This is a genomic window from Brevundimonas sp. (assembly GCF_035561115.1).
Taxonomy (GTDB): domain Bacteria; phylum Pseudomonadota; class Alphaproteobacteria; order Caulobacterales; family Caulobacteraceae; genus Brevundimonas.
This window is the reverse complement of record NZ_DATMYH010000089.1, coordinates 19,763-39,449: the sequence shown is the minus strand read 5'-3', so window position 1 is coordinate 39,449 and position 19,687 is coordinate 19,763. Positions and strand designations below refer to the sequence as shown.

Sequence of the window (19,687 nt, the reverse complement as noted above, 5' to 3'; positions counted from 1 at the left end):
CGTCAGGCCGAGGCCAGGTCCGCCGCCCGCCGGGCCCTCCTGGTCTCGATCCGCGTCCAGATACGGTCGTGGGCGGTGAAGAACACCGTCTGCACCAGCGGTTCGATGACGCCGATGGCCAGGGCCACGCGCCAATTCTGGGTCAGGGCCCAGGCCACCGTCACCGCCACGACGAAATGCATCACGCCATAGGTGACGGACTTGAGCGCGATCTGGCTGAACGAGCGGGGCAGGGCGTGGCTGTGCCCATGGTGGCCGTGGGCGCGGGTCTGTTCCTCGGGAACCATGATCTGAAGGCGGGCGGTGAAGGCTTCCGACGCTTCTTCCAGCCCCGAAAGCATCTTCCGCCGCTCGATCCGATGCCAGACGCGGTCGTGCACCGAATAGGCGATGGTCTGGAAGAAGGGCTCGACCACGCCGACCGCCAGCGCCAGCCGCCAGTCGCGCGTGATGGCGAAGGCCACCAGCACGGCGACGACCAGGTGCATCACGCCATAGCTCGCGATCTTGAGCGCGAGGCGGCGGGCGGTGCTGATGAGCGTGCGGACCATGGACTTCCAGATGTGGGGCCGGCGCCGCATCCGGCAAGCCAATTGTTCTTATCGTGGCGATAAGGGCGGGCGGCCCTTGCGGTTCCATGCCGCTCACCGCTATACGCGGCCCGCAAAACGGAGACTCCTCATGGAGATACGCGAAGGGCTCACCTTCGACGATGTTTTGCTGGAACCCGGCCCGTCAGAGATCATGCCCGCCGACGCGGACGTCTCGACGAAGCTCACCCGCGACATCAGGCTGAACATCCCCCTGACCTCGTCCGCCATGGACACGGTCACCGAAAGCCGGCTGGCCATCGCCATGGCCCAGGCCGGCGGTCTGGGCGTGCTTCACCGCAATATGACGGTCGAGGAACAGGCCGATCAGGTCCGCGAGGTCAAACGCTACGAAAGCGGCATGGTCATCAATCCGGTGACCATCACGCCCCAGACGACGCTGGGCGAGATCCGCGCCATCGTGGCCAAGAAGAAGATCTCGGGCTTCCCGGTCGTCGATCCCGTCAGCGGCAAGCTGGTCGGCATCCTGACCAACCGCGACATGCGGTTCGACACCGACCCGAACCGCAAGGCCATCGAGCTGATGACCACGGGCGATCTGGTCACCGTGCGCGAGGGCGCCGGACGCGACGAGGCGCGGGCCCTGCTACGCGACCGCAAGATCGAACGCGTCATCGTCGTCGACGAGGACTATCGCGCCACCGGCCTGATCACGATGAAGGACATCGAGAAGGCCCAGGCCCACCCCCATGCCGCCAAGGACGATCAGGGCCGGCTGCTGGTCGGCGCCGCCTCGACCGTCGGCGACGCCGGCTATGAGCGGGCCATGGCCCTGGCCGAGGCGGGCGTGGACGTGGTCGTTATCGACACCGCCCACGGCCATTCGATCCAGGTCTCGCGCGTGGTCGAGCGCATCAAGCGCGAATCCAACCGCATCCAGATCATCGCCGGCAATGTCGCCACCTATGACGCCGCGCGGGCCCTGATCGACGCGGGCGCCGACGCCGTGAAGGTCGGCATCGGCCCGGGCAGCATCTGCACCACCCGCATCGTCGCGGGCGTCGGCGTTCCCCAGCTGACCGCCATCATGGAGGCCGTCCGCGCGGCGAAGGAGTCCGGCGCCCCGGTCATCGCCGACGGCGGCATCAAATATTCGGGCGACCTGGCCAAGGCCATCGCGGCCGGCGCCTCTGTCGCGATGATGGGCTCGATGTTCGCCGGCACGGACGAGAGCCCCGGCGAGGTCTTCCTGTACCAGGGCCGGTCCTACAAGTCCTACCGCGGCATGGGCTCGGTCGGGGCCATGGGGGCCGGCTCGGCCGACCGCTACTTCCAGAAGGAAGTCGAGGACACCCAGAAGCTGGTGCCGGAGGGTATCGAGGGCCAGACGCCGTACAAGGGGCCGATCGCCCCGGTGCTGCACCAGATGGTGGGGGGGCTCCGCGCCGCCATGGGTTATGTCGGCGCCGCCAGCATCGCCGACTTCCAGGATCGGGCCCGCTTCGTGCGGATCACCGGCGCCGGCCTGCGCGAAAGTCACGTCCATGACGTGATGATCACCCGGGAAGCGCCCAACTATCGTCAGGGATGAGCGGGGAGGTTCAAGCCATGGATATGACGCCTGAATTCATCATGCTGGCCTTCACCCTGATCCTGGCTCTGGTCCAGATCGGCTGGGCGGCCAGCGCCCGCACGGCCGAACTGGGCCTGAAGTGGAACGCCGGCGCCCGCGACGGCGAGGTTCCGCCGCCCGGCAGGATGGCCGGCCGGCTGATCCGCGCCCAGGCCAATCTGTTCGAAACCCTGCCGATCTTCGCCGCCGCCGTGATTATGGCGCATGTGGCGGGCAAGGACGGCGGCCCCCTGACCCTGTGGGGGACGCATCTCTATCTTTTCGGTCGCGTGATCTACCTGCCCCTCTACGCCTTCGGTGTCGCCTATGTCCGGTCTCTGGTCTGGGGCGTGTCGTTCGTCGGGCTGGTCATGGTCATCGCCGCCCTGTTCGTTTGAAAGCCTGAATTGACCCCAGCAGCCCGCCTCGCCGCCGCCGCCTCCGTCCTGGACAGCATCGCCCAGGGCCGCGCGCCCGCCGATGTGGTCCTCAAGGCCTGGGGCGCCGCCAACCGCTATGCGGGGTCCAAGGACCGCCGCGCCGTCGCCGAGCGGGTCTATGAGGTGCTGCGCGCGCGCGGCCGTCTGGTTCGCGCCATGGGCGGACGCGAGGATGGTCGGGCCCTGGTGATCGGCTCGCTGGCCTTCCTCGACGGCCTGTCGCTGGAAGAGATCGAGGCCCTCCATTCCGGCGACGGCTACGGCCCGCGCCCGCTGTCGAAACAGGAGCGCGCCCGCATCGAGGCCGGGGAGGGCGACCTGCCCGACTGGGCCGCCGCCGGCCTGCCCGAGTTCGTGGCCGAGGACCTGAAGACGACCTTCGGCGACCGCTGGAGCGAGGAGGCGGCCGCCTTGATGGCCCGCGCGCCGGTCGACCTGCGCGTCAATACGGCGAAGACCACCGTCGAGGCCGCTCGCCGCGACCTGACCGCCGGCGGCCTGACGCCTGCGCCGACGCCGTGGTCGGCGGTTGGCCTGCGCCTGCCGTCCGAACCCGCGCCCAACGTCCAGAGCCTGCAAGCCTTCAACGTCGGCGAGATCGAGATCCAGGACGAGGGCAGCCAGATCGTGACCTGGCTGGCCGGATCGGGCCTGAATTTCACGCCCGACAGCATCGTCGTCGACTATTGCGCCGGCGGCGGCGGCAAGACCCTGGCCCTCGCGGTGCAGGGCCTGCCCGAAGCTGATCTCTCGAAGGTCGCCGCGCCCCGGCCCGCCGGCTGGTCGCCGGTCGGCGCCGATGAGGAAGCGGCCGCGAAGACGGCTCCCCGCGTCGCCGGCATGCGTCTGATCGCCTGCGATGTGGTGCAGAAGCGGCTCGACAACATCCGTCCGCGCCTCGAGCGCGCCGGCGTCGCCGCCGATCTGCGCATGCTGGGTCCGAACGGCGGCGGGGTCGAGGAATTCAACGGCAAGGCCGACCTGGTCTTCGTCGACGCGCCCTGCAGCGGCTCCGGCGCCTGGCGCCGCCGCCCCGAGGACGCCTGGCGTCTGAAGGCCGACGAGGTCGAACGGCTGCACGCCCTGCAGCTGCGCATCCTCGCCCAGGCCGCGCCGCTGGTGAAGCCCGGCGGCCGGCTGGCCTATGTCACCTGCTCGATCCTGACGCGCGAGAACGAGGCCGTCGCCGACGCCTTCGAGGCGGCGTATCCGGGCTTCAGGCCTGTGCCCGTCGCCGATCTGCTGGCGGCGAAGACCCTGACCGACGCCGCCCGCACGGGTCTTGCCTCCGGCGCCTCCGGCGGCCGCATTCGTCTCTCGCCCGCCTCGACCGGCACTGACGGCTTCTTCGCGGCCCTCTACGAGCGGCGGGCGTGAGCCGGGACTGGGCCCTTTCCAGCTTCGGTCCGAAGACCGCCCTCTGCGTCATGGCCGCCGAGCCCGAATACGGCCCGGCCCTGCGCGCCCGCATTCGTCCGTTGATCACCGGCGTCGGTCCGGTCGAGTCCGCAGCGGCCGTCGCCCACGCCCTGGCCGAGCTGCAGGCTGAAGGCGCCCTGCCGGACCTGATCGTCTCGCTGGGCTCGGCGGGTTCGCGCACTCTCGACCACGCCCGCGTCTATCGCATCGCCTCGGTGAGCTATCGCGACATGGACGCCAGCGTCCTGGGCTTTCCCCGGGGCGAGACGCCGTTTCCGCGCATTCCCGCCATCCTTCCGCTCGCCGAAGGTCCCGCGACCCTTCCGACCGCGCGTCTCGCCACCGGGGCCAGCGTCGTCTCAGGCGCGGCCTATGACGCCGTGGACGCTGATATGGTCGACATGGAGACCTTCGCCGTGGTCCGCGCCGCCGCCCGTTTCAGGATGCCGGTGATGGGTTTGAGGGGCGTCTCGGACGGTCGCTCGGACCTGTCCGCCCTCCAACACTGGACCGACGCTCTCGCCGAGGTCGATCAGGCTCTGGCCCAGGCGCTGGACCTGTTGCATGACCATTTCCCGCCTGCCGCCACGGAGCCCGCATGACCGTCCCCGCTGATCACGAAAAGGTCCTGATCGTCGACTTCGGCAGCCAGGTCACCCAGCTGATCGCCCGCCGACTGCGCGAGGCGAACGTCTATTGCGAGATCCATCCGTTCGACAAGGCCGAGGCCGTCGTCGACACGATGAAGCCGCAGGCCATCATCCTGTCAGGCGGACCGGCCAGCGTGCTGGAGGCCGACAGTCCCCGCATCGGCCGCAAGCTGTTCGACCTCGGCCTGCCGATGCTGGCCATCTGCTACGGCCAGCAGCTGCTGTGCGACGTGCTGGGCGGCAAGGTCGAGGGCGGCCATCACCGCGAGTTCGGCCGGGCCGAGATCGTCATCGCGGAGGAGACGCCGCTGTTCGCGGGCGTCGGCGCCGTCGACCATCGCGAACCGGTGTGGATGAGCCACGGCGACCGGGTCGCCGCCATCCCCGAGGGCTTCAGGGTCGTCGCCACTTCGGCCGGGGCGCCCTTCGCGGCCATCGCCGACGAGGCGCGGAAAATCTATGCGGTGCAGTTCCATCCGGAAGTGCACCACACGCCGCGCGGAACCGAGATCTATCGCAACTTCCTGTTCGGCATCGCCGGGCTGAAGGGCGACTGGACCATGGCCGCCTATCGCGACGAGAAGATCGCCCAGATCCGGGAACAGGTCGGCGATGCGAAGGTCATCTGCGGCCTGTCGGGCGGGGTCGATTCCTCGGTGGCGGCGGTGCTGATCCATGAGGCGGTCGGCGATCAGCTGACCTGCGTCTTCGTCGACACCGGCCTGCTGCGCAAGGACGAGGCCGAACAGGTCACCACCCTGTTCCGAGAGCACTACAATATTCCGCTTGTGCATGTTGATGCATCAAAGGAATTTCTCGGCGAACTGGCTGGTGTTTCGGACCCCGAAACCAAGCGCAAGACCATCGGCCGCGTCTTCATCGAGATATTCGACCGCGAGGCCCACAAGATCGAGGGCGCCCAATTCCTCGCCCAGGGCACCCTCTATCCCGACGTGATCGAAAGCGTCTCGGCCTCGGGCGGACCCTCGGCGGTGATCAAGAGCCACCACAACGTCGGGGGCCTGCCGGACTTCATGAAGCTGAAGCTGGTCGAGCCGCTGCGCGAACTGTTCAAGGACGAAGTCCGCGCCCTGGGCCGCGAACTGGGTCTGACCGACGCCTTCGTGGGTCGCCACCCCTTCCCGGGACCGGGTCTGGCCATCCGCATTCCGGGCGAGATCACCCCCGACGCCGTCGAAACCCTGCAACAGGCCGACGCCATCTATCTGGAGGAGATCCGCACGGCGGGCCTGTACGACCAGATCTGGCAGGCCTTCGCCGTTCTGCTGCCGGTCAAGACCGTCGGCGTTATGGGCGACGCCCGCACCTATGAGAAGGTTCTGGCCCTGCGCGCCGTCACCTCGACGGACGGCATGACCGCCGACTTCTTCGAATTCCCGTGGGACGTCCTCGGCCGCTGCGCCACGCGGATCGTCAATGAGGTGAGGGGGGTCAACCGGGTGGTCTACGACGTGACATCCAAGCCTCCGGGTACGATCGAGTGGGAGTGAGGGGCGGCGAGCATACGGGAGCGGCGTCTGGCTAGAAAATTCTCTGACGACAATGGGACTCTGGTCGGTCAAACTGATCAGTTCGCCGCGAAGCTCTATGGTCGTAGAATTGCCGGCCCCGGCGCCCGGAAGGCTCAGCGGACGCGCCTGTCGACCGAGGCGTCCGCCAGCAGGCGGGTGTAGACTTCCAGGTCGATCTTAGAGAGCAGGGCGGCTGGATTCTCGTAAAGGGCGCTGTTGGCGCCGTGCTCGAAGCATTCGACGCTTTGCACCCAGCACCGGCCATCGGTGGCTTCCCGTATCAGACCTTCGGCGTGCTCCAGAACGTACTGCGACAGGCGTTCGCAACTGGTCCCCGGGACCAGCCGCGCCTGGGCCAGGCCGAGGCTCTCAAGATGCAGGAAGGCGTCCCGGTCCGGATCGTCGGCGCCGATCAGAAGCGTATGGTCGAAGGTCGCGTGGAGCCATTCCCGGATGCCGCCGAAGCCGCCCTTGCCGAAGTCCACGACCCAGCCGCGGTGGTCAAGCTGTTCGGCGGCGAAGGTGAAGCGAAAGCCGAGCGAATAGCCATGGAGAAGGTGGCAGTGGCTGTCGGCGGCCCACTGTCTGAAGGCGCACGAGAGACCGCGATCGGCGCCGTAGGTCTTGGTGGAGAGGAAGGCCATGAAGGGTTCCGTAGCGGGGATGCGATCAACGGGCGGGTTCCGGAGCCGGATCAGCCTGCGACGAAGATCTTGCCCGGGTTCAACAGGCCTTCCGGATCGAGCGCGTGCTTGATCGCGCGCATCAGGCCGACTGCGTCCCCCATCTCATGGACCAGCGCCGCCTGCTTGCCCAGACCGATGCCATGCTCGCCGGTGCAGGTGCCGTCCATGGCCAGGGCGCGCCGGACCAGTCGCGCGTCGAACCCGGCGGCGGCGGCCATCTCGGCCGGGTCGTCGGGGTTCAGCAACAGGATACAGTGGAAATTACCGTCGCCGACGTGGCCCAGCATCGTGCCCGGGAAGGGCGCGCCGTCGAGGTCTGCCCGGGTCTCCATGACGCACTGAGCCAGCCGGCTGATCGGCACGCAGACATCCGTCGACCAGGGGATCGCGCCGGGCCGCAGCGACAGGGCCGCGAACCCCGCCTGGTGACGCGCCTTCCATAGCCGGTCGCGCGCCTCCGGCTCCACCGCCCACTGAAAGCCGGAGCCGCCATTGGCCTCGGCCAACTCGCCGAACATCCTCGCCTGGACCCCGACCTCGTCCGGCCCCCCGTGGAACTCCAAGAACAGGCTGTCGGCGACCGCGTAGTCGAGCCCGAAGGCGCGATTGACCGCCCCCATCTGGACGGGATCGAGGTATTCGGCGCGCGCGGGGACCAGGCCTGATTGCAGCGCCTCGATCACCGTACGCACCGCGGCCTCGGCCGATGGAAAGGCGCAGACCGCGGCGGCCATTGTCTCCGGGACCGGATGCAGGCGCAGGGTGACCTCGGTGATCACCCCGAGCGTGCCTTCCGATCCGACGAACAGGTGGGTGAGATCGTAGCCGGCCGAGGATTTGCGCGCCCGTCGGGCGGTGCGGATCACCTCGCCGGCGGCGGTGACCACCGTCAGGGCCATGACGTTCTCGCGCATGCCGCCGTAACGGACCGTGGTGGTCCCGGAGGCCCGTGTCGCCGCCATCCCGCCCAGGGTGGCGTCGGCTCCGGGATCAACGGGGAAGAACAGGCCGGTGTCGCGCAGATGGGCGTTGAGCGCCGAGCGCGTGACGCCGGCCTCCACCGTGCAGTCGAAATCATCGACGCCGACCCTCAGGACGCGATTCATCCGCGACAGGTCGATGGTCACGCCCCCGGACATCGCCGCCACGTGACCTTCGAGCGAAGTGCCCGCCCCGTAGGGCACGATGGCGACGCCGTGAGCGGCGCAGGCCTGAACCACCTCGGCGACCGCCGCCGTCGTGTCAGGGAAGGCCACGGCCTGCGGCGGCCGGTTCGGATGCCGCGTCCCACCTCCGCCATGATGGGCGCGGACCACGGGATTGACGGTGAAGTGTTCTCCAAGCCGGTCGGTCAGAACCCGGATCAAGGCCTCGGGCAGGGAGGCGGGGACGACGGGGTCGCTCATGGGAACATCGCCTCGATCAGGGAGGGGCCAGGGGTGGCCTGGGCTCGCGCCAGCGCGGCCGCCAACTCGCCGGCCGTGCGCACCCGCGTCGCCGGGACGCCGAAGCCGGCCGCCAGGGCGCAGAAGTCGATGGCCGGCCGGGTCAGGTCGAACAGGGCCTGCGCGGCGCGCCCCCCGGGCGAAGCGCCGGCCCGGGCCAGTTCCATGTTCAGGATGGCGTAGGCGCCGTTGTTGAGAATGACGTTGGTGACGTCGAGACTCTCGCGCGCCTGGGTCCACAGCGCCTGCACCGTATAGAGGGCGCTGCCGTCCGCCTGCAGCGCCACCACACGTCGGTCGGGACAGGCGATCGCCGCCCCCGTGGCCAGCGGCAGGCCCTGACCGATCGCGCCGCCGGTCAGCGACAGCCAGTCATGCGGCGCGGCGCCGGCGGCCTGGTCGTAGGCGTACAGGCCCAGCGAAATCGATTCGTCGCAGACGATGGCGTTGGCCGGGAGGGTCGCGGCGACCACGCGGGCGAGCAGATCGGGATCGAGGCCCCGGTCGTGCTCCGACAAGGCGAGGCCGGGGGCAATCGCCGGCGGCGCCGTCAGGTCGCTCGCAGCTCCGGAGACGGCCTCGGCGAGCGCGACCAGGGCCTCGGTCGGATCTTCGCCCGCGTCGCACAGCGTCAGAATCTCCGCATCCCCCGCGGTCGGGCGCATGGGGCGGCCGGGCAGGGCGAAGAAGGCCACCGGCGCCGGGGCGCCGGCGAGGATCACCGTCCGCGCGCCGGCCAGAAGGCCCGCGCTCATCTCGATCAGATAGGGAATGCGGGGCAGGGCGACACGACCTCGCCCCCGCTCCACCCGCGCCGGGAAGGTGTCGGTCAGAACCATGGCCCCCGTGGCGGCCCCGATCCGCGCGGCGGCCGCGCAGGCCTCCGCGCCCAGGCGCCGCCCGCCCAGAACCAGAGCACACCCTCCGGTCCGCAGGCGGTCAGCGAACCGGTCGATATCGCGATCCCAGGTCGGCGTTCCGGATGAGGCCGTGCGTCCCGGGGTGGGTCGTTTCGTGTCTGCGTCCGACCAGGCCACGTCAGCGGGGAGGACGAGCGTTCCGGGACCCTCCCGCGCCGCCGCGTCCAGCGACCATGACGCCAGTTCGAGCGCCTGCTGCGGAGTCTGCGCGGCGGCGAACCAGCGGCTGACGGGTCGCGCGAGGCTTTCAATGTCGCTTTGCAGGGGCGCGTCGTTCGCCCGGTGGGCCACGGCGTGATCGCCTACCAGATTGATGATCGGGGTGCGCGCCCGGAAGGCGTTGTGCAGATTGGCCGACCCGTTGCTGAGGCCGGGACCGAGATGCAGCAGCGTGAGCGCAGGCGCGCCGCGCATCCGGCCGTAGCCGTCGGCCGCGCCGGTGACCACGCCCTCGAACAGGCCGGGCACCGGGCGGATGCGCGGGACCCGGTCCAGCGCCGCCACCAGATGCATCTCCGAGGTGCCGGGATTGGCGAAGCAAACCTCCACGCCGCCGTCGGCGAAGGTCTCGAGCATCCGGACGGCGGTCTCCATGGCTTCGGCTCCCTGGGGCCCGCTGCGAGCGGGCCCTTTTGAGGCGACGCTAGCGGCGCCCCGCCGTCTGAATTGTCGCGTTGACGACAATTCAGCGGTACACATCGCCGCATGGACTGGATCGAGGTGGAACACCGGCTGAAGGACGGCGCCTGGCCGGCGACCCTGACTCCGGCGGCGCGTGCGGCCCTGCTAGCAGCCGGGCGTATCCGGGCCGTCGACGACCACGCCGCCGTCTATCGCGCCGCGGACGCTGGCGACGGTCTCTATGCGGTGCTGGAGGGTGAGATCCGTCTCATCGGCCATTCCGCGGCTGGCCGCCGGCTCATCTATCTGATCCTGCGGCCCGGCGACTGGTTCGGCGAGATTTCCGTGCTGGACGGCAAACCGCGCCTCCACGACGCGGTCGTCTTCGGCCCGTCAGCGGTGCTGCACGTCGGCTCCGCCCGGCTGGATGCGATCGCCGCCGCTCATCCCGGGTTCGACCGGGCCTTGGGCGCGCTCGCCTGCATGCACCAGCGCACGGCTCTCGCCTTCGTCGAACAGGCCCTGACCGCCTCGGCCGAGGCGCGGCTGGCCTTCATCCTCACCGAGCTGGCCGGCCGCAACGGCCGGCGTACGGACCGCGGGCTGGAGATCGACCTGCGGCTCAGCCAGGAGGAGCTCGCCGGCATGGTCGGCCTGTCGCGTCAGCGCCTGGCCGCGCTGCTGGGTCGCCTGCGCCGCGAGGGCGTCGTAGCCACCCATTATGCGCGCCTGACCATCCTCGATCCGGGGCGGCTGCAGCAGATGTGCGGGCGCTGAGCGGTCCTCAGAAGAACGATCGCAGTCGCCGCAGCGTTGTTTCCGAGTACGGCGGGAAGCGCATCCCGCTATCGAGACGGGCGGGTCGCCTCAGCACCGCCTTGGCGTGCGAGAAGGCGTCGAAGCCCGCGCGCCCGTGATAGGCGCCCATGCCGCTGGCCCCCACCCCGCCGAAGGGCAGCCCGGGCACCGTCTGTTGCACGATCACATCGTTGCCGCAGAAGGCGCCGGCGCTGATGGTCCGCTCGACCAGATCGAGGGCCCGATTGTCGCGGCCGAAGGCGTAGGCGGCGAGCGGCTTGTCCCGCGCCCTCACGAAGGCCAAGGCCTCGTCCCATGTGTCATAGGGGATGAGCGGCAGGATCGGGCCGAAGATCTCCTCCTGCATCACGCGCGCGGTCGGCGGGACATCGACCAGGACGGTGGGTTCGATGAAGCGGACCGCCGCATCGACGCGGCCGCCCAGGGCGATCCGACCCTCCCTGAGATAGCCGCCCAGCCGCTCGACATGGCGGTCGTTGAGGATGCGGCCGTAGTCGGCGCTGGTCGCCGCGTCGGGGCCGAGAAACTCCCTCACGGCCTCGCGCCAGGTGTCGAGGAACGCGTCCATCAGCCGGCGCGGCACGAGGGCGTAGTCAGGGGCCAGACAGGTCTGGCCGGCGTTCAGGATCTTCCCCCAGGCGATACGGCGGGTGGCCTGACGGATATCCGCGCTGTCGTGGATCAGGGCGGGGCTCTTGCCGCCCAGTTCCAGGATCACCGGGGTAAGGTGACGCGCCGCCGCTGTCATCACCAGCCGGCCGACACGACCGCCTCCGGTGTACAGGATGATGTCGAACCGGGCCTCGAGCAGGCGCTGGGCTGCATCGGCGTCGCCCTGCACGATCTGGACCGCCTCATCGTCAAGGTAGCGCGGGAGCAGGTCGGCCAGCAGGTTCGCGGTGGCCGGCGCGAGTTCGGAGGGCTTGACGACGGCGGCGCAGCCCGCCGACAGGGCGCCGATCAGCGGCGAGAGGGTCAGGAGGAACGGATAGTTCCACGCCCCCATGATCAACGCCACGCCGCGCGGCTCAGGCACGATGCGGCTCCGGCCGGGAAACAGCGACAAGGGCGTCGGCACGCTCCGCGGGCGCATCCAGCGTGTCAGGGCGCCGGTCGCCCTTCGGGCCTCTCCACGCACCAACCAGGCTTCGGTGGTCAGGGCCTCGGCCCGTGGCTTGCCGAGGTCGTCGCGCAAGGCCGTGGCGATCGCTGATTCGTGAGCATCAGTCAGCTCGATCAGTCCCTCCAGCTGATGCGCGCGCCACGCGCGATCGCGGGTGCGTCCGTCGTCAAAGGCCGCCCTCGCGGCGGCGACGCTTCGCGGTGGGTCCATAGCGGTCACGGCGCGCGCCGGACCCCGCGAGGGCGGCGGGGAGGCCTCAGTACGTGGATCGTGGGTCATCGGCGGCAGCCTGCCGAAAAATCCGGCCGCCGCCTTGCGCCCGGACAAGGTTCCGCCCGTCCCGCTGCGTCACGATGACTGCCAAAGGAGCCCCCATCATGAGTTCGACCGACGCCGGCCGCCAGGCCTCTCCCGATCATCCGGCGCAAGGCGCTCCCGCGCCGGAAGCCGTGCATCCGTTCGACGCCCGCGGCGTCGCGCGGCGCTTCCGCCATGCCGCGATTTTCGGCGCCCTGGACGTTCTCACGCCTGGCGAGACGATGCGCTTCCTCAACGATCATGATCCTCTGCCCCTCCTGCGCCAGATCGCCGATCGTTACGGCGAAGCATTCGAGGTGGCCTATCGTCATCGATCCGAACAGGGCGTGGTCATCGACATGCTTCGGCTGGAATGAGGAGACCCGGCGAACAACGGCAAGGAGATGATTGCCAGGCGTGACGGTTGATCGCGGCCGGATCGCTCGCCAAGGCCGGATCGCGTGGGCGTTCCGCCCGGGGGGATCCGCGACGATCCGGCGCATGGTTTCAATCCGACTATATGTGCAAATGCGTCGCAATATCATTTCTTGGTCCTTGGCGATGCAGATGACACTCCTTTCCAGCCTTTTCGGCTCTCCGTCCTTGCGCCGCATCAAGCAGCCGGCGTTCGGCGTCGCCTTCGCTCTGGCCGCCGGATGGTCATTCGAAGTCGCCGCCCAGTCCGTGGCCCCGGGGTCGGAGGCGGCCTATTCGCTGACGGAGATCGTCGTCACGGCTCCACGCACGGAGCAGACCGAAGCCCGGGCGCGAGCGGCCCTCACCCCCGGCGGCGCCAGCGTGATCAGCGCCGTCGCGTTCGAGGACCAGGGGGGCGTACGTCTGGCCGAGGCCCTGGCGTTCGCCCCGGGCGCGATCGTCCAGGCATTCTTCGGCGGCGATGACCAGCCGCGGCTCCAACTACGGGGCTCGGGCCTGCAGCAGAACCCGGCCGAGCGGGGTGTGCTGTTTCTTCAGGATGGGTTGCCGCTCAATCGCGCCGACGGCTCCTACGTCGTCGGGCTTGTCGATCCGCGACAGGCGACGTTCATCGAGATCTTCCGCGGCTACACTGCGAACCGATTGGGATCGGCGGCCCTCGGCGGCGCGCTGAACTTCGTGTCGCCTTCGGGCGAGGCCGCGGCGGGGCTCCGCGGCCGGATCGAGGGCGGCGCCCACGGCTACCTCTATGGCCTGGCCGAGGGCGGGATCGAGGCAGGGCCCTGGTCGGCCTCGGGCGCGATCAGCTACAGCGCCCGGAACGGCTATCGGACCTATAACGACGCCGGGCGCGTCAGCGTCCTGTTGAGCGCCGAAGCCCGGCCTGCGTCGGGGGTGAGCACCCGGTTTCTCGCGGGCCATGTCGAAAACATCTTCGACGTCGCCGGTCCGCTCTCCGCCCAGGCCCTCGCCCGCGATCCTCGCCAGGTGTCCACCGGCCCTGTCGTTGTCAACGGCGTGGCCGGACAGCCTGGACCCAACGTCGTGCGCGACCGACCGCAGCGTGACACCCGCCTGACCTGGGTCGGCAACCGCACCACGGTTCGCCGGGGCCGCCACGCGATCGATGCGGCGGCCAGCTACGTCCATGCCGACGACAGCTTCCGCTTCCCGGTTTCGGCCGGCTACCGCGACACCCGGGGCGGCGACGTGAACCTGATGGCGCGGTACGCCGTCCTTGATGCGGACGATGGGCTGCCGCCGCTCGAGATTGCGGGCCATCTTTCGACCGGCTCGGCGGACCGGGTGTACATGCTCAACGCGGCCGGCCAGCGCGGCGCGCTGTTCGGGAAGGGAAAGCTGGACGCCAGCACCTGGGGCCTGAACCTGACCGCCAATCTGTCGCTTCGCCCGGGGCTGACGCTCTCGCCCTCGCTATCCTACGTCCATGCCGACCGCGGCTTTGCTGACACCTATTCGGAGACAACCCGGCCCACGCTGGCTTTCAATCCGCTCAATCCCGCGCAGCGTCTGCCCGATGGCGCGGTGACGACTGTCGATTCAAGCTACGACCGCAGCTGGCGCACCTTGAATCCTGCCTTGGCCCTGAGCTGGCGGCCAGCGGCCGGGAGCCTGATCTATGCCGCCGTCAGCCGAGGCTTCGAGCCGCCGTCCCACGACGACCTGATCGCCACCGTCAACGGCACCCCCAACTCGTCGCCCGGTCGCCCCAACCCCGGCAATCCAGGCCTGCCGGCCGAGGTGTTCCGCACGCCCGATCTGAAGGGCCAGACCAGCGACACCGTCGAGGTCGGCTGGCGCGGAGGGCGGGGCGCCCTGCGCTTCGATGGCCTGGTCTACCATTCCTGGGTCGAAGGGGAGCTGCTGAGCCTGCGGGACGCCACCGGGGTTTCGCTGGGAGCGGTCAACGCGGGTGATACTCGCCATCTTGGTCTCGAACTCGGTCTGGAGGCGGATTTCGGCGAGCGGACGACGGGGCGGCTGGGCTATGCCTATCAGGACTTCCGCTTCGTCGATGACCCGTTGCGTGGGGACAATCGCCTGGCGGGCGCCCCGCCGCATGTGGTCAACGCCGACCTGCGCTATGCAGCGACGTCGGCTCTGACCCTGGCGGCCAGTGTCCACTGGCGTCCGTCCCGCACGCCCGTCGACAATATGAACACCCTCTACAACAATGCCTTCGCCACGGTCGATTTGCGCGCCGTCTATACGGTCAAACCCGGGATCGTCGCCTTCGTCGAAGTTCGCAACGTCCTCGACGAGGTCTACGCCTCGTCCACCCTGGTGGTTGATCAGGCCCGGCCCGACCAGGCTGTCTTTCTGCCCGGAGACGGGCGGGCGCTGATCGCCGGCCTGCGCGCGGCCTTCTAGGAACTCCATGATGACCCCCTTCCTGACCCGCCGCGGCGCGCTGGTCTCCGGCCTTGCCTTCGGCGCGTCCGCGGTTGCCACGGGCTGCGACGGGCGTGGAGGAGGCGCGGACGCCTCGACGCTGACCCTCTGGGGCCCGCCGGCGGGCCCCACGATCGTGCTGGCCTATGCCGCGGATCTGAGCCTGATGGACACCCTGGCCGAGAAGGTGGCTGTCAAAGCCTGGCGGAGTCCTGACGAACTGAGGGCCGGCCTGACCTCCGGAACGATCCAGCTGTCGGTGATGCCTCTCAATACGGCGGCCAGTCTCTACAACCGGGGCCAGGACGTACGGCTGCTGAACGTGATGACCGACGGCCTGCTCTATGTGGTCTCGCCGGACGCACGCATCACCGGACCCCGACATCTGAAGGGCCGCAGCCTGGCCGTTCCGTACCGTCGCGACGCCCCGGACGTGGTGTTGCGGAGTCTGCTCGCCTTCCATGGACTGGTCCCGGGCGCGGACGTCACGATCCGCAACACCGGATCGCCGATCGAGGCGGTTCAGCTGATGCTCACGGGCGCGGTCGACGCCGCCTTCGTGCCCGAGCCGGCGGCCTCGGCCGCGATCCTAGGCGGGCGGCTGGTGGGCAAGACCGTAAGCCGCGTCATCGACGTCCAGCACCACTGGCGGGCCGTGGTCGGCGATCCGGCCGCGACCCTTCCCCAGGCCGGCCTGGCGGTGAAGGGGCTTTTCCACCGTGACAACGCCGAGCGGCTGTCGCGCCTGAACCGGGTCCTCGCGGACGCGGCCGTCGCGGTCAATGCGAACCCCAAGGCCGCCGCGCGCGCGGCGGCCGGATCGCTGGGCATGCCGGCGGCCATCCTGGAGGCGGCCATTCCGTTCTCCAATCTCAGGGTCGTCGAGGCGAAGGCGGCCCGACCGGCGATCGACCGCTTCTTCTCGACGATCGCCGCCGCTGATCCCGCCATACTGGGGGGGCGTGCTCCGGATGAGGGCTTCTATCTCTAGGGCCCCGTTCGCGCTGGCGGCGTCCCGGACGGCGGGCCGCTTCGGCGGCTTCCTGTGGTCCGCCTGGGTCGGCATGGCGGGCCTGTCGCTGATCGGCGCCCTCTGGCAGGTCGGGCATGAAGCCTTCGGCGATTTCATCCTGCCGGCGCCGATGGCGGTCCTGGCGGCCATGATTGACCTGCTCGGCCGGCCGGAAGCCTGGGGCATCGCCGGCCGGACGACCGTGCGGGCGATCCAGGGACTCGCCCTGGGCCTGGCCGTGGGCGGCGTATCCGGTTTCGTCGCGGGCTATTCTCCGGCGCTGATGCGCCTGACCCGGCCAATCCTGACGGTGATGCTCGGCGTGCCGCCCATCGCCTGGATCGTCATGACGATGATCTGGTTCGGGTCCTCCGACGCCACCGTCACGGTGACGGTCGTCGTCGCCGCCGCGCCCTTGCTCTTCATCGGGGCCGCGGAGGGCGTGACGGGGCGGGATCGGCGGCTCGACGACATGGCCCGGGCGTTCGGAGCGGGCCCGGTCACGCGCCTGGCCACGATCGGGCTGCGCCAGATGATGACCAGCCTGTTTCCGGCCCTGACCATGGCCACCGGCACGGCGTTCAAGGTCGCGGTCATGGCGGAACTTCTGACGAATACGGGCGGGGTCGGCGGCGCGCTCGCGGACGCCCGCACGATGCTCGATGTCCGCCAGGCCCTGGCCTGGGTGCTCATCTCGGTGTCGGCCCTGCTGGCGGTTGAATACGGTCTGATCCATCCGATCCGCAGCCACCTCGAACGCTGGCGCGACGCCGCGCGCCAGTGGGGGGTGAAGCGTTGACCCGGCTTGACCTGAGCGGCGTCGGCCACGCCTACCTCGGACGCACCGTTCTGGACCAGATTCATCTGGCGGTCGGGGTGGCGGAGATCGTGGCCCTGGTGGGGCCGTCCGGCTGCGGCAAGAGCACCCTGCTGCATATCGCCGCCGGCCTGACGGAGCCCGTGCGCGGCCGGGTCGTCCGCAACTATCGACGCCACGGCGTGGTCTTCCAGGAGCCGCGCCTGATGCCGTGGGCGACGGCGCGCGACAATATCGCCTACGCCCTCAGGCGTCGCGGCGTCGACGGCAGGATCCGACGCCGGCGGGTATGCGAGGTCGCCGCGAGCGTGGCGCTCGGCGAAGACGACCTCGACAAATATCCGCTGGAGCTGTCAGGCGGCATGGCGCAGCGGGTGGCCGTCGCCCGCGCCCTTGCGGCCGATCCCGATTTCGTCTTCCTGGACGAACCATTCAGCGCGCTCGATGTCGGCCTGAAGCGGCGATTGCAGGATCTCACTATCGCCGCGCTCGATGAAGGCGGCGTCAGCGCCCTGTTCGTCACCCACGACCTGGCCGAGGCGGCCCGCATCGCCCATCGCATCGTGGTTCTCGATGGGGGAGGGCGGAGCGTGATCGCGAACCGCCGTCTTCCGGACCGCCCGGGCCGGCGCAGCGAGCGTCAGATATTCGATACGGTCCAGGATCTGCTGGCCCACGACCCCGCATTTCTGCACATCAATGACGTTGATGAGAGAGACTAGAATGGGCAGGCGGTCGCGGGCCACGGCGGCGGTGCTCGGCGGTGAGGCCCTGCGCCTGTTCTTTCCCCTCGCGGCGCTCCACGCGGCCGCCTGGCCGTTGCTTTGGGTCGCGGTCTATGGCTTCAACCTGCCTCTGGCGCGGACGGTCCCCCCGTCGCTGTGGCACGGCCATGAGATGCTGATCGGCGCCTTCGGCGCGGCCCTGCTTGGCTTCATCTTCACCGCGGTCCCGGAATGGAGCAACCAGGATCGGCCAAGGGGGCCCATCCTGTTCGTCCTGGCCGGCCTCTGGGGTGTGGGGCGACTGGTCGGACTTCTGGGCGCGGACGTCCTGGGCGGTCTCGGAGCTCTCGTCGACCTCGCCTGGCTGGGCGCCATCGTGGTCTTTCTGGCGTTCACCGCCGTCCGCCTGCGCGCCTGGGGTCTGCGGGGCTTCCTGTTCTGGATCGGCGCCCTGTGGCTCAGTGAGGCGGCTACCCGATACGGTTTCCTGACTGGCGACCTCCAACTGGCGAGGACGGCGCTGTGGCTCTCGGTTCTCGCCTTCACGGCTGTCCTTGGTCTCGCGCTCGCCCGGATCACGCCGCCGATCACCAACCGCATCCTCGATCCGGACCTCAGGAGCACGCCGTTCCGGCCGCACCCCGGACGCCGCAACCTTGGCCCGATCCTGATCGCCGCGGCGATGGTCGGGACCATCCTCGGCGCGTCGGCTGCGGTGGAGGGCTTTCTCCTCATCGCCGCCGGCGCCGCCTATATGGACCGCTCGGCGGAGGCCTTCATCGGCCGCGCCTTCTTTCGATCGGAGGTTTTGGCGCTCGGCGGATCCTCCGCACTCGCCGGGGCCGGCCTGCTGCTTGTCGGCGCGAGTCGTCTGGCCTTGCCCATCCCCGAACTGGCGGGACTTCATCTGCTGACCATGGGCGGACTCGGTCTCGGCGTTCTGTCGGTGTTCGCCATCGCGGGCAAGCTTCACACCGGCCAGGCCCTGGGTCTGGAGGCGCCCGTAAAGGGTGCGTTCCTGTTGCTGGTCGGCGGCACGCTCGCCCGGGTGGCCGCGGCGTTCGGGCTGGCCGACCCGTCCCTTCTGCCCCCGTTGCACCTGGCGGGGGCCCTGATGTGGGCGGGCGCCTTTCTCCTCTGGCTTCAGCAATACTGGCCTTTCCTCTCCAGCGGCGCCGGGCTGGACGTGCGGACCGCGCCATCCGAGCCTTGATCCCTGGTGTCGGCCTATCGATGCAAGGGCCAACTGGAGGGACCGGGGTCATGTCGATCGACTGATCGCAGGCCGAGGCAGGATCGCGCTGATGGGGATGCAGGAAGGCGGCCCGGTCCGGGTCGCCGGCGACCGGAGGCTGATCCGGTCGTCCCGGGCGAGGTTGCGCCGGGACAACGACGCCGGGGCGTCTCCGCGCCATCCATCCTTCAGGAGATCCCATGAGCCCATCCACCGTCGCCGTCGCCGGCGCCTGTTTCCCCGGCTCTCGCCCGGAAAACGAGACCTGGACGCCCGGCGAATTCCAGGCGGTGCTGGATCAGGAGTTTCCTGCGGCCCTGTTTTCGCCGTTTGTCGCCCTGGTCCCCGAGTGCCTCGGCGACGCCTCGGAGACGGGGGCGTGACCGGCCGCGCAACGGCGGGCCGGAGGTCCGGCGGCTTGCGGCGGGCCGCGCCGGGGCGAGGCGAGGCCGCCACCTTCGTCCTGATGGCCCTGCGCGATCCCGTTGAGCGCCTCCTGACCCTCGCCCTGCGCCGGGTGGCGCGCCGCCGGCCCGATGTGTTCGAACGTCTGGGCGAGGCCGGCGACGTGACCTTCATCGTCGCCCCGACCGACTTTCCGGTGGCCTTCCGCCTGCGGCCCGGCCGCGGCTCCGGAAACGTGCAAGTGGTCCGCGTGGCGGACGCGCCGCCCCACGCCGCCCGCATCTCCGGTCCGTTGCTGACCCTGCTGGCCTTGTTCGACGGCCGGTGCGACGCCGACTCGGCCTTCTTCTCGAGGCGCATCCGCGTGGACGGGGATACGCGCGCCGTGGTGGCCCTGCACAATACGCTTGAAGCCGCCGAATTGACGCTGGCCGACCTGCTGGGGGTCGGTCCGCCCTTCCGGGACCGGCTCAACGCGGGGCTGGCCGGGGCGCTGAATCGGCTGCGCCCCCTGCCGCGGGAGCTCTGA

Annotated in this window: 19 protein-coding genes; 14 read left to right on the top strand and 5 right to left on the bottom strand. The window is 69.8% G+C overall.

The genetic code is table 11. The features are described from left to right. Nucleotides 1-2: 2 nt before the first annotated feature. Nucleotides 3-551, bottom strand: coding sequence for a DUF2061 domain-containing protein (locus tag VN378_RS11645; protein WP_325743742.1), 549 nt, complete (start codon nt 549-551; stop codon nt 3-5). A gap of 130 nt (nt 552-681) precedes the next feature. On the opposite strand from VN378_RS11645, the gene guaB reads away from it, so the two are divergent. From guaB to guaA, 5 genes are read left to right on the top strand one after another with little or no spacing between them, the layout of a single operon-like run. Further along, on the top strand, nt 682-2,142 hold the full coding sequence (guaB, locus tag VN378_RS11640) for an IMP dehydrogenase (protein WP_325743741.1): 1,461 nt from the start codon (nt 682-684) through the stop codon (nt 2,140-2,142). A 17-nt stretch (nt 2,143-2,159) separates the two neighbouring features. Further along, nucleotides 2,160-2,561, top strand: coding sequence for an MAPEG family protein (locus VN378_RS11635; protein WP_325743740.1), 402 nt, complete (start codon nt 2,160-2,162; stop codon nt 2,559-2,561). 9 nt (nt 2,562-2,570) lie between these two features. Beyond that, nucleotides 2,571-3,980, top strand: a complete 1,410-nt coding sequence (locus VN378_RS11630) for an RsmB/NOP family class I SAM-dependent RNA methyltransferase (RefSeq protein ID WP_325743739.1) — start codon at nt 2,571-2,573, stop codon at nt 3,978-3,980. Further along, nucleotides 3,977-4,624, top strand: coding sequence for a 5'-methylthioadenosine/S-adenosylhomocysteine nucleosidase (locus VN378_RS11625; RefSeq protein WP_325743738.1), 648 nt, complete (start codon nt 3,977-3,979; stop codon nt 4,622-4,624). Before VN378_RS11630 ends, VN378_RS11625 begins: the two co-directional genes overlap by 4 nt. Continuing rightward, nucleotides 4,621-6,183 carry a glutamine-hydrolyzing GMP synthase gene (gene guaA, locus VN378_RS11620; protein ID WP_325743737.1) on the top strand — a complete coding sequence of 521 codons (1,563 nt, stop codon included), beginning with the start codon at nt 4,621-4,623 and terminating at the stop codon, nt 6,181-6,183. Before VN378_RS11625 ends, guaA begins: the two co-directional genes overlap by 4 nt. Before the next feature lie 134 nt (nt 6,184-6,317). On the opposite strand, the gene VN378_RS11615 is transcribed toward guaA, so the two are convergent. From VN378_RS11615 to VN378_RS11605, 3 genes are read right to left on the bottom strand one after another with little or no spacing between them, the layout of a single operon-like run. Further along, nucleotides 6,318-6,848, bottom strand: coding sequence for a 6-pyruvoyl trahydropterin synthase family protein (locus VN378_RS11615; protein ID WP_325743736.1), 531 nt, complete (start codon nt 6,846-6,848; stop codon nt 6,318-6,320). A 50-nt stretch (nt 6,849-6,898) separates the two neighbouring features. Further along, nucleotides 6,899-8,296 carry an FAD-binding oxidoreductase gene (locus tag VN378_RS11610; RefSeq protein WP_325743735.1) on the bottom strand — a complete coding sequence of 466 codons (1,398 nt, stop codon included), beginning with the start codon at nt 8,294-8,296 and terminating at the stop codon, nt 6,899-6,901. Further along, entirely contained in the window at nt 8,293-9,849 is a 1,557-nt protein-coding gene (locus VN378_RS11605) for an acetolactate synthase large subunit (protein ID WP_325743734.1), read from the bottom strand. Before VN378_RS11605 ends, VN378_RS11610 begins: the two co-directional genes overlap by 4 nt. Before the next feature lie 111 nt (nt 9,850-9,960). Here VN378_RS11605 and VN378_RS11600 point away from each other — a divergent pair, with 111 nt between their 5' ends. After that, entirely contained in the window at nt 9,961-10,653 is a 693-nt protein-coding gene (locus tag VN378_RS11600) for a Crp/Fnr family transcriptional regulator (protein ID WP_325743733.1), read from the top strand. 7 nt (nt 10,654-10,660) lie between these two features. Here the strand turns inward: VN378_RS11600 and VN378_RS11595 are convergent, their stop codons facing one another. Further along, nucleotides 10,661-12,028 (bottom strand): aldehyde dehydrogenase family protein, encoded by a 1,368-nt coding sequence (locus tag VN378_RS11595; RefSeq protein WP_325743812.1) that lies wholly within the window; start codon nt 12,026-12,028, stop codon nt 10,661-10,663. A gap of 167 nt (nt 12,029-12,195) precedes the next feature. Here VN378_RS11595 and VN378_RS11590 point away from each other — a divergent pair, with 167 nt between their 5' ends. The 8 genes from VN378_RS11590 to ubiT all read left to right on the top strand — a co-directional run bounded on the left by VN378_RS11590 (nt 12,196) and on the right by ubiT (nt 19,687). Next, nucleotides 12,196-12,492, top strand: a complete 297-nt coding sequence (locus tag VN378_RS11590) for a DUF2249 domain-containing protein (protein ID WP_325743732.1) — start codon at nt 12,196-12,198, stop codon at nt 12,490-12,492. 226 nt (nt 12,493-12,718) lie between these two features. Then, nucleotides 12,719-14,944 carry a TonB-dependent receptor gene (locus tag VN378_RS11585; RefSeq protein ID WP_325743731.1) on the top strand — a complete coding sequence of 742 codons (2,226 nt, stop codon included), beginning with the start codon at nt 12,719-12,721 and terminating at the stop codon, nt 14,942-14,944. A 10-nt stretch (nt 14,945-14,954) separates the two neighbouring features. After that, on the top strand, nt 14,955-15,956 hold the full coding sequence (locus VN378_RS11580; RefSeq protein WP_325743730.1) for an ABC transporter substrate-binding protein: 1,002 nt from the start codon (nt 14,955-14,957) through the stop codon (nt 15,954-15,956). Further along, nucleotides 15,937-16,776, top strand: a complete 840-nt coding sequence (locus VN378_RS11575) for an ABC transporter permease (RefSeq protein WP_325743729.1) — start codon at nt 15,937-15,939, stop codon at nt 16,774-16,776. Before VN378_RS11580 ends, VN378_RS11575 begins: the two co-directional genes overlap by 20 nt. Beyond that, nucleotides 16,773-17,516 (top strand): ABC transporter ATP-binding protein, encoded by a 744-nt coding sequence (locus VN378_RS11570; protein ID WP_325743728.1) that lies wholly within the window; start codon nt 16,773-16,775, stop codon nt 17,514-17,516. The genes VN378_RS11575 and VN378_RS11570 overlap by 4 nt, the downstream gene beginning before the upstream one ends. 1 nt (nt 17,517) lies before the next feature. Next, entirely contained in the window at nt 17,518-18,732 is a 1,215-nt protein-coding gene (locus VN378_RS11565) for an NnrS family protein (RefSeq protein ID WP_325743727.1), read from the top strand. Between the two features lie 221 nt (nt 18,733-18,953). Beyond that, nucleotides 18,954-19,136: a hypothetical protein gene (locus VN378_RS11560; protein WP_325743726.1), complete on the top strand. Its 183-nt coding sequence runs from the start codon at nt 18,954-18,956 to the stop codon at nt 19,134-19,136. After that, nucleotides 19,133-19,687 (top strand): ubiquinone anaerobic biosynthesis accessory factor UbiT, encoded by a 555-nt coding sequence (gene ubiT, locus VN378_RS11555; RefSeq protein ID WP_325743725.1) that lies wholly within the window; start codon nt 19,133-19,135, stop codon nt 19,685-19,687. The genes VN378_RS11560 and ubiT overlap by 4 nt, the downstream gene beginning before the upstream one ends.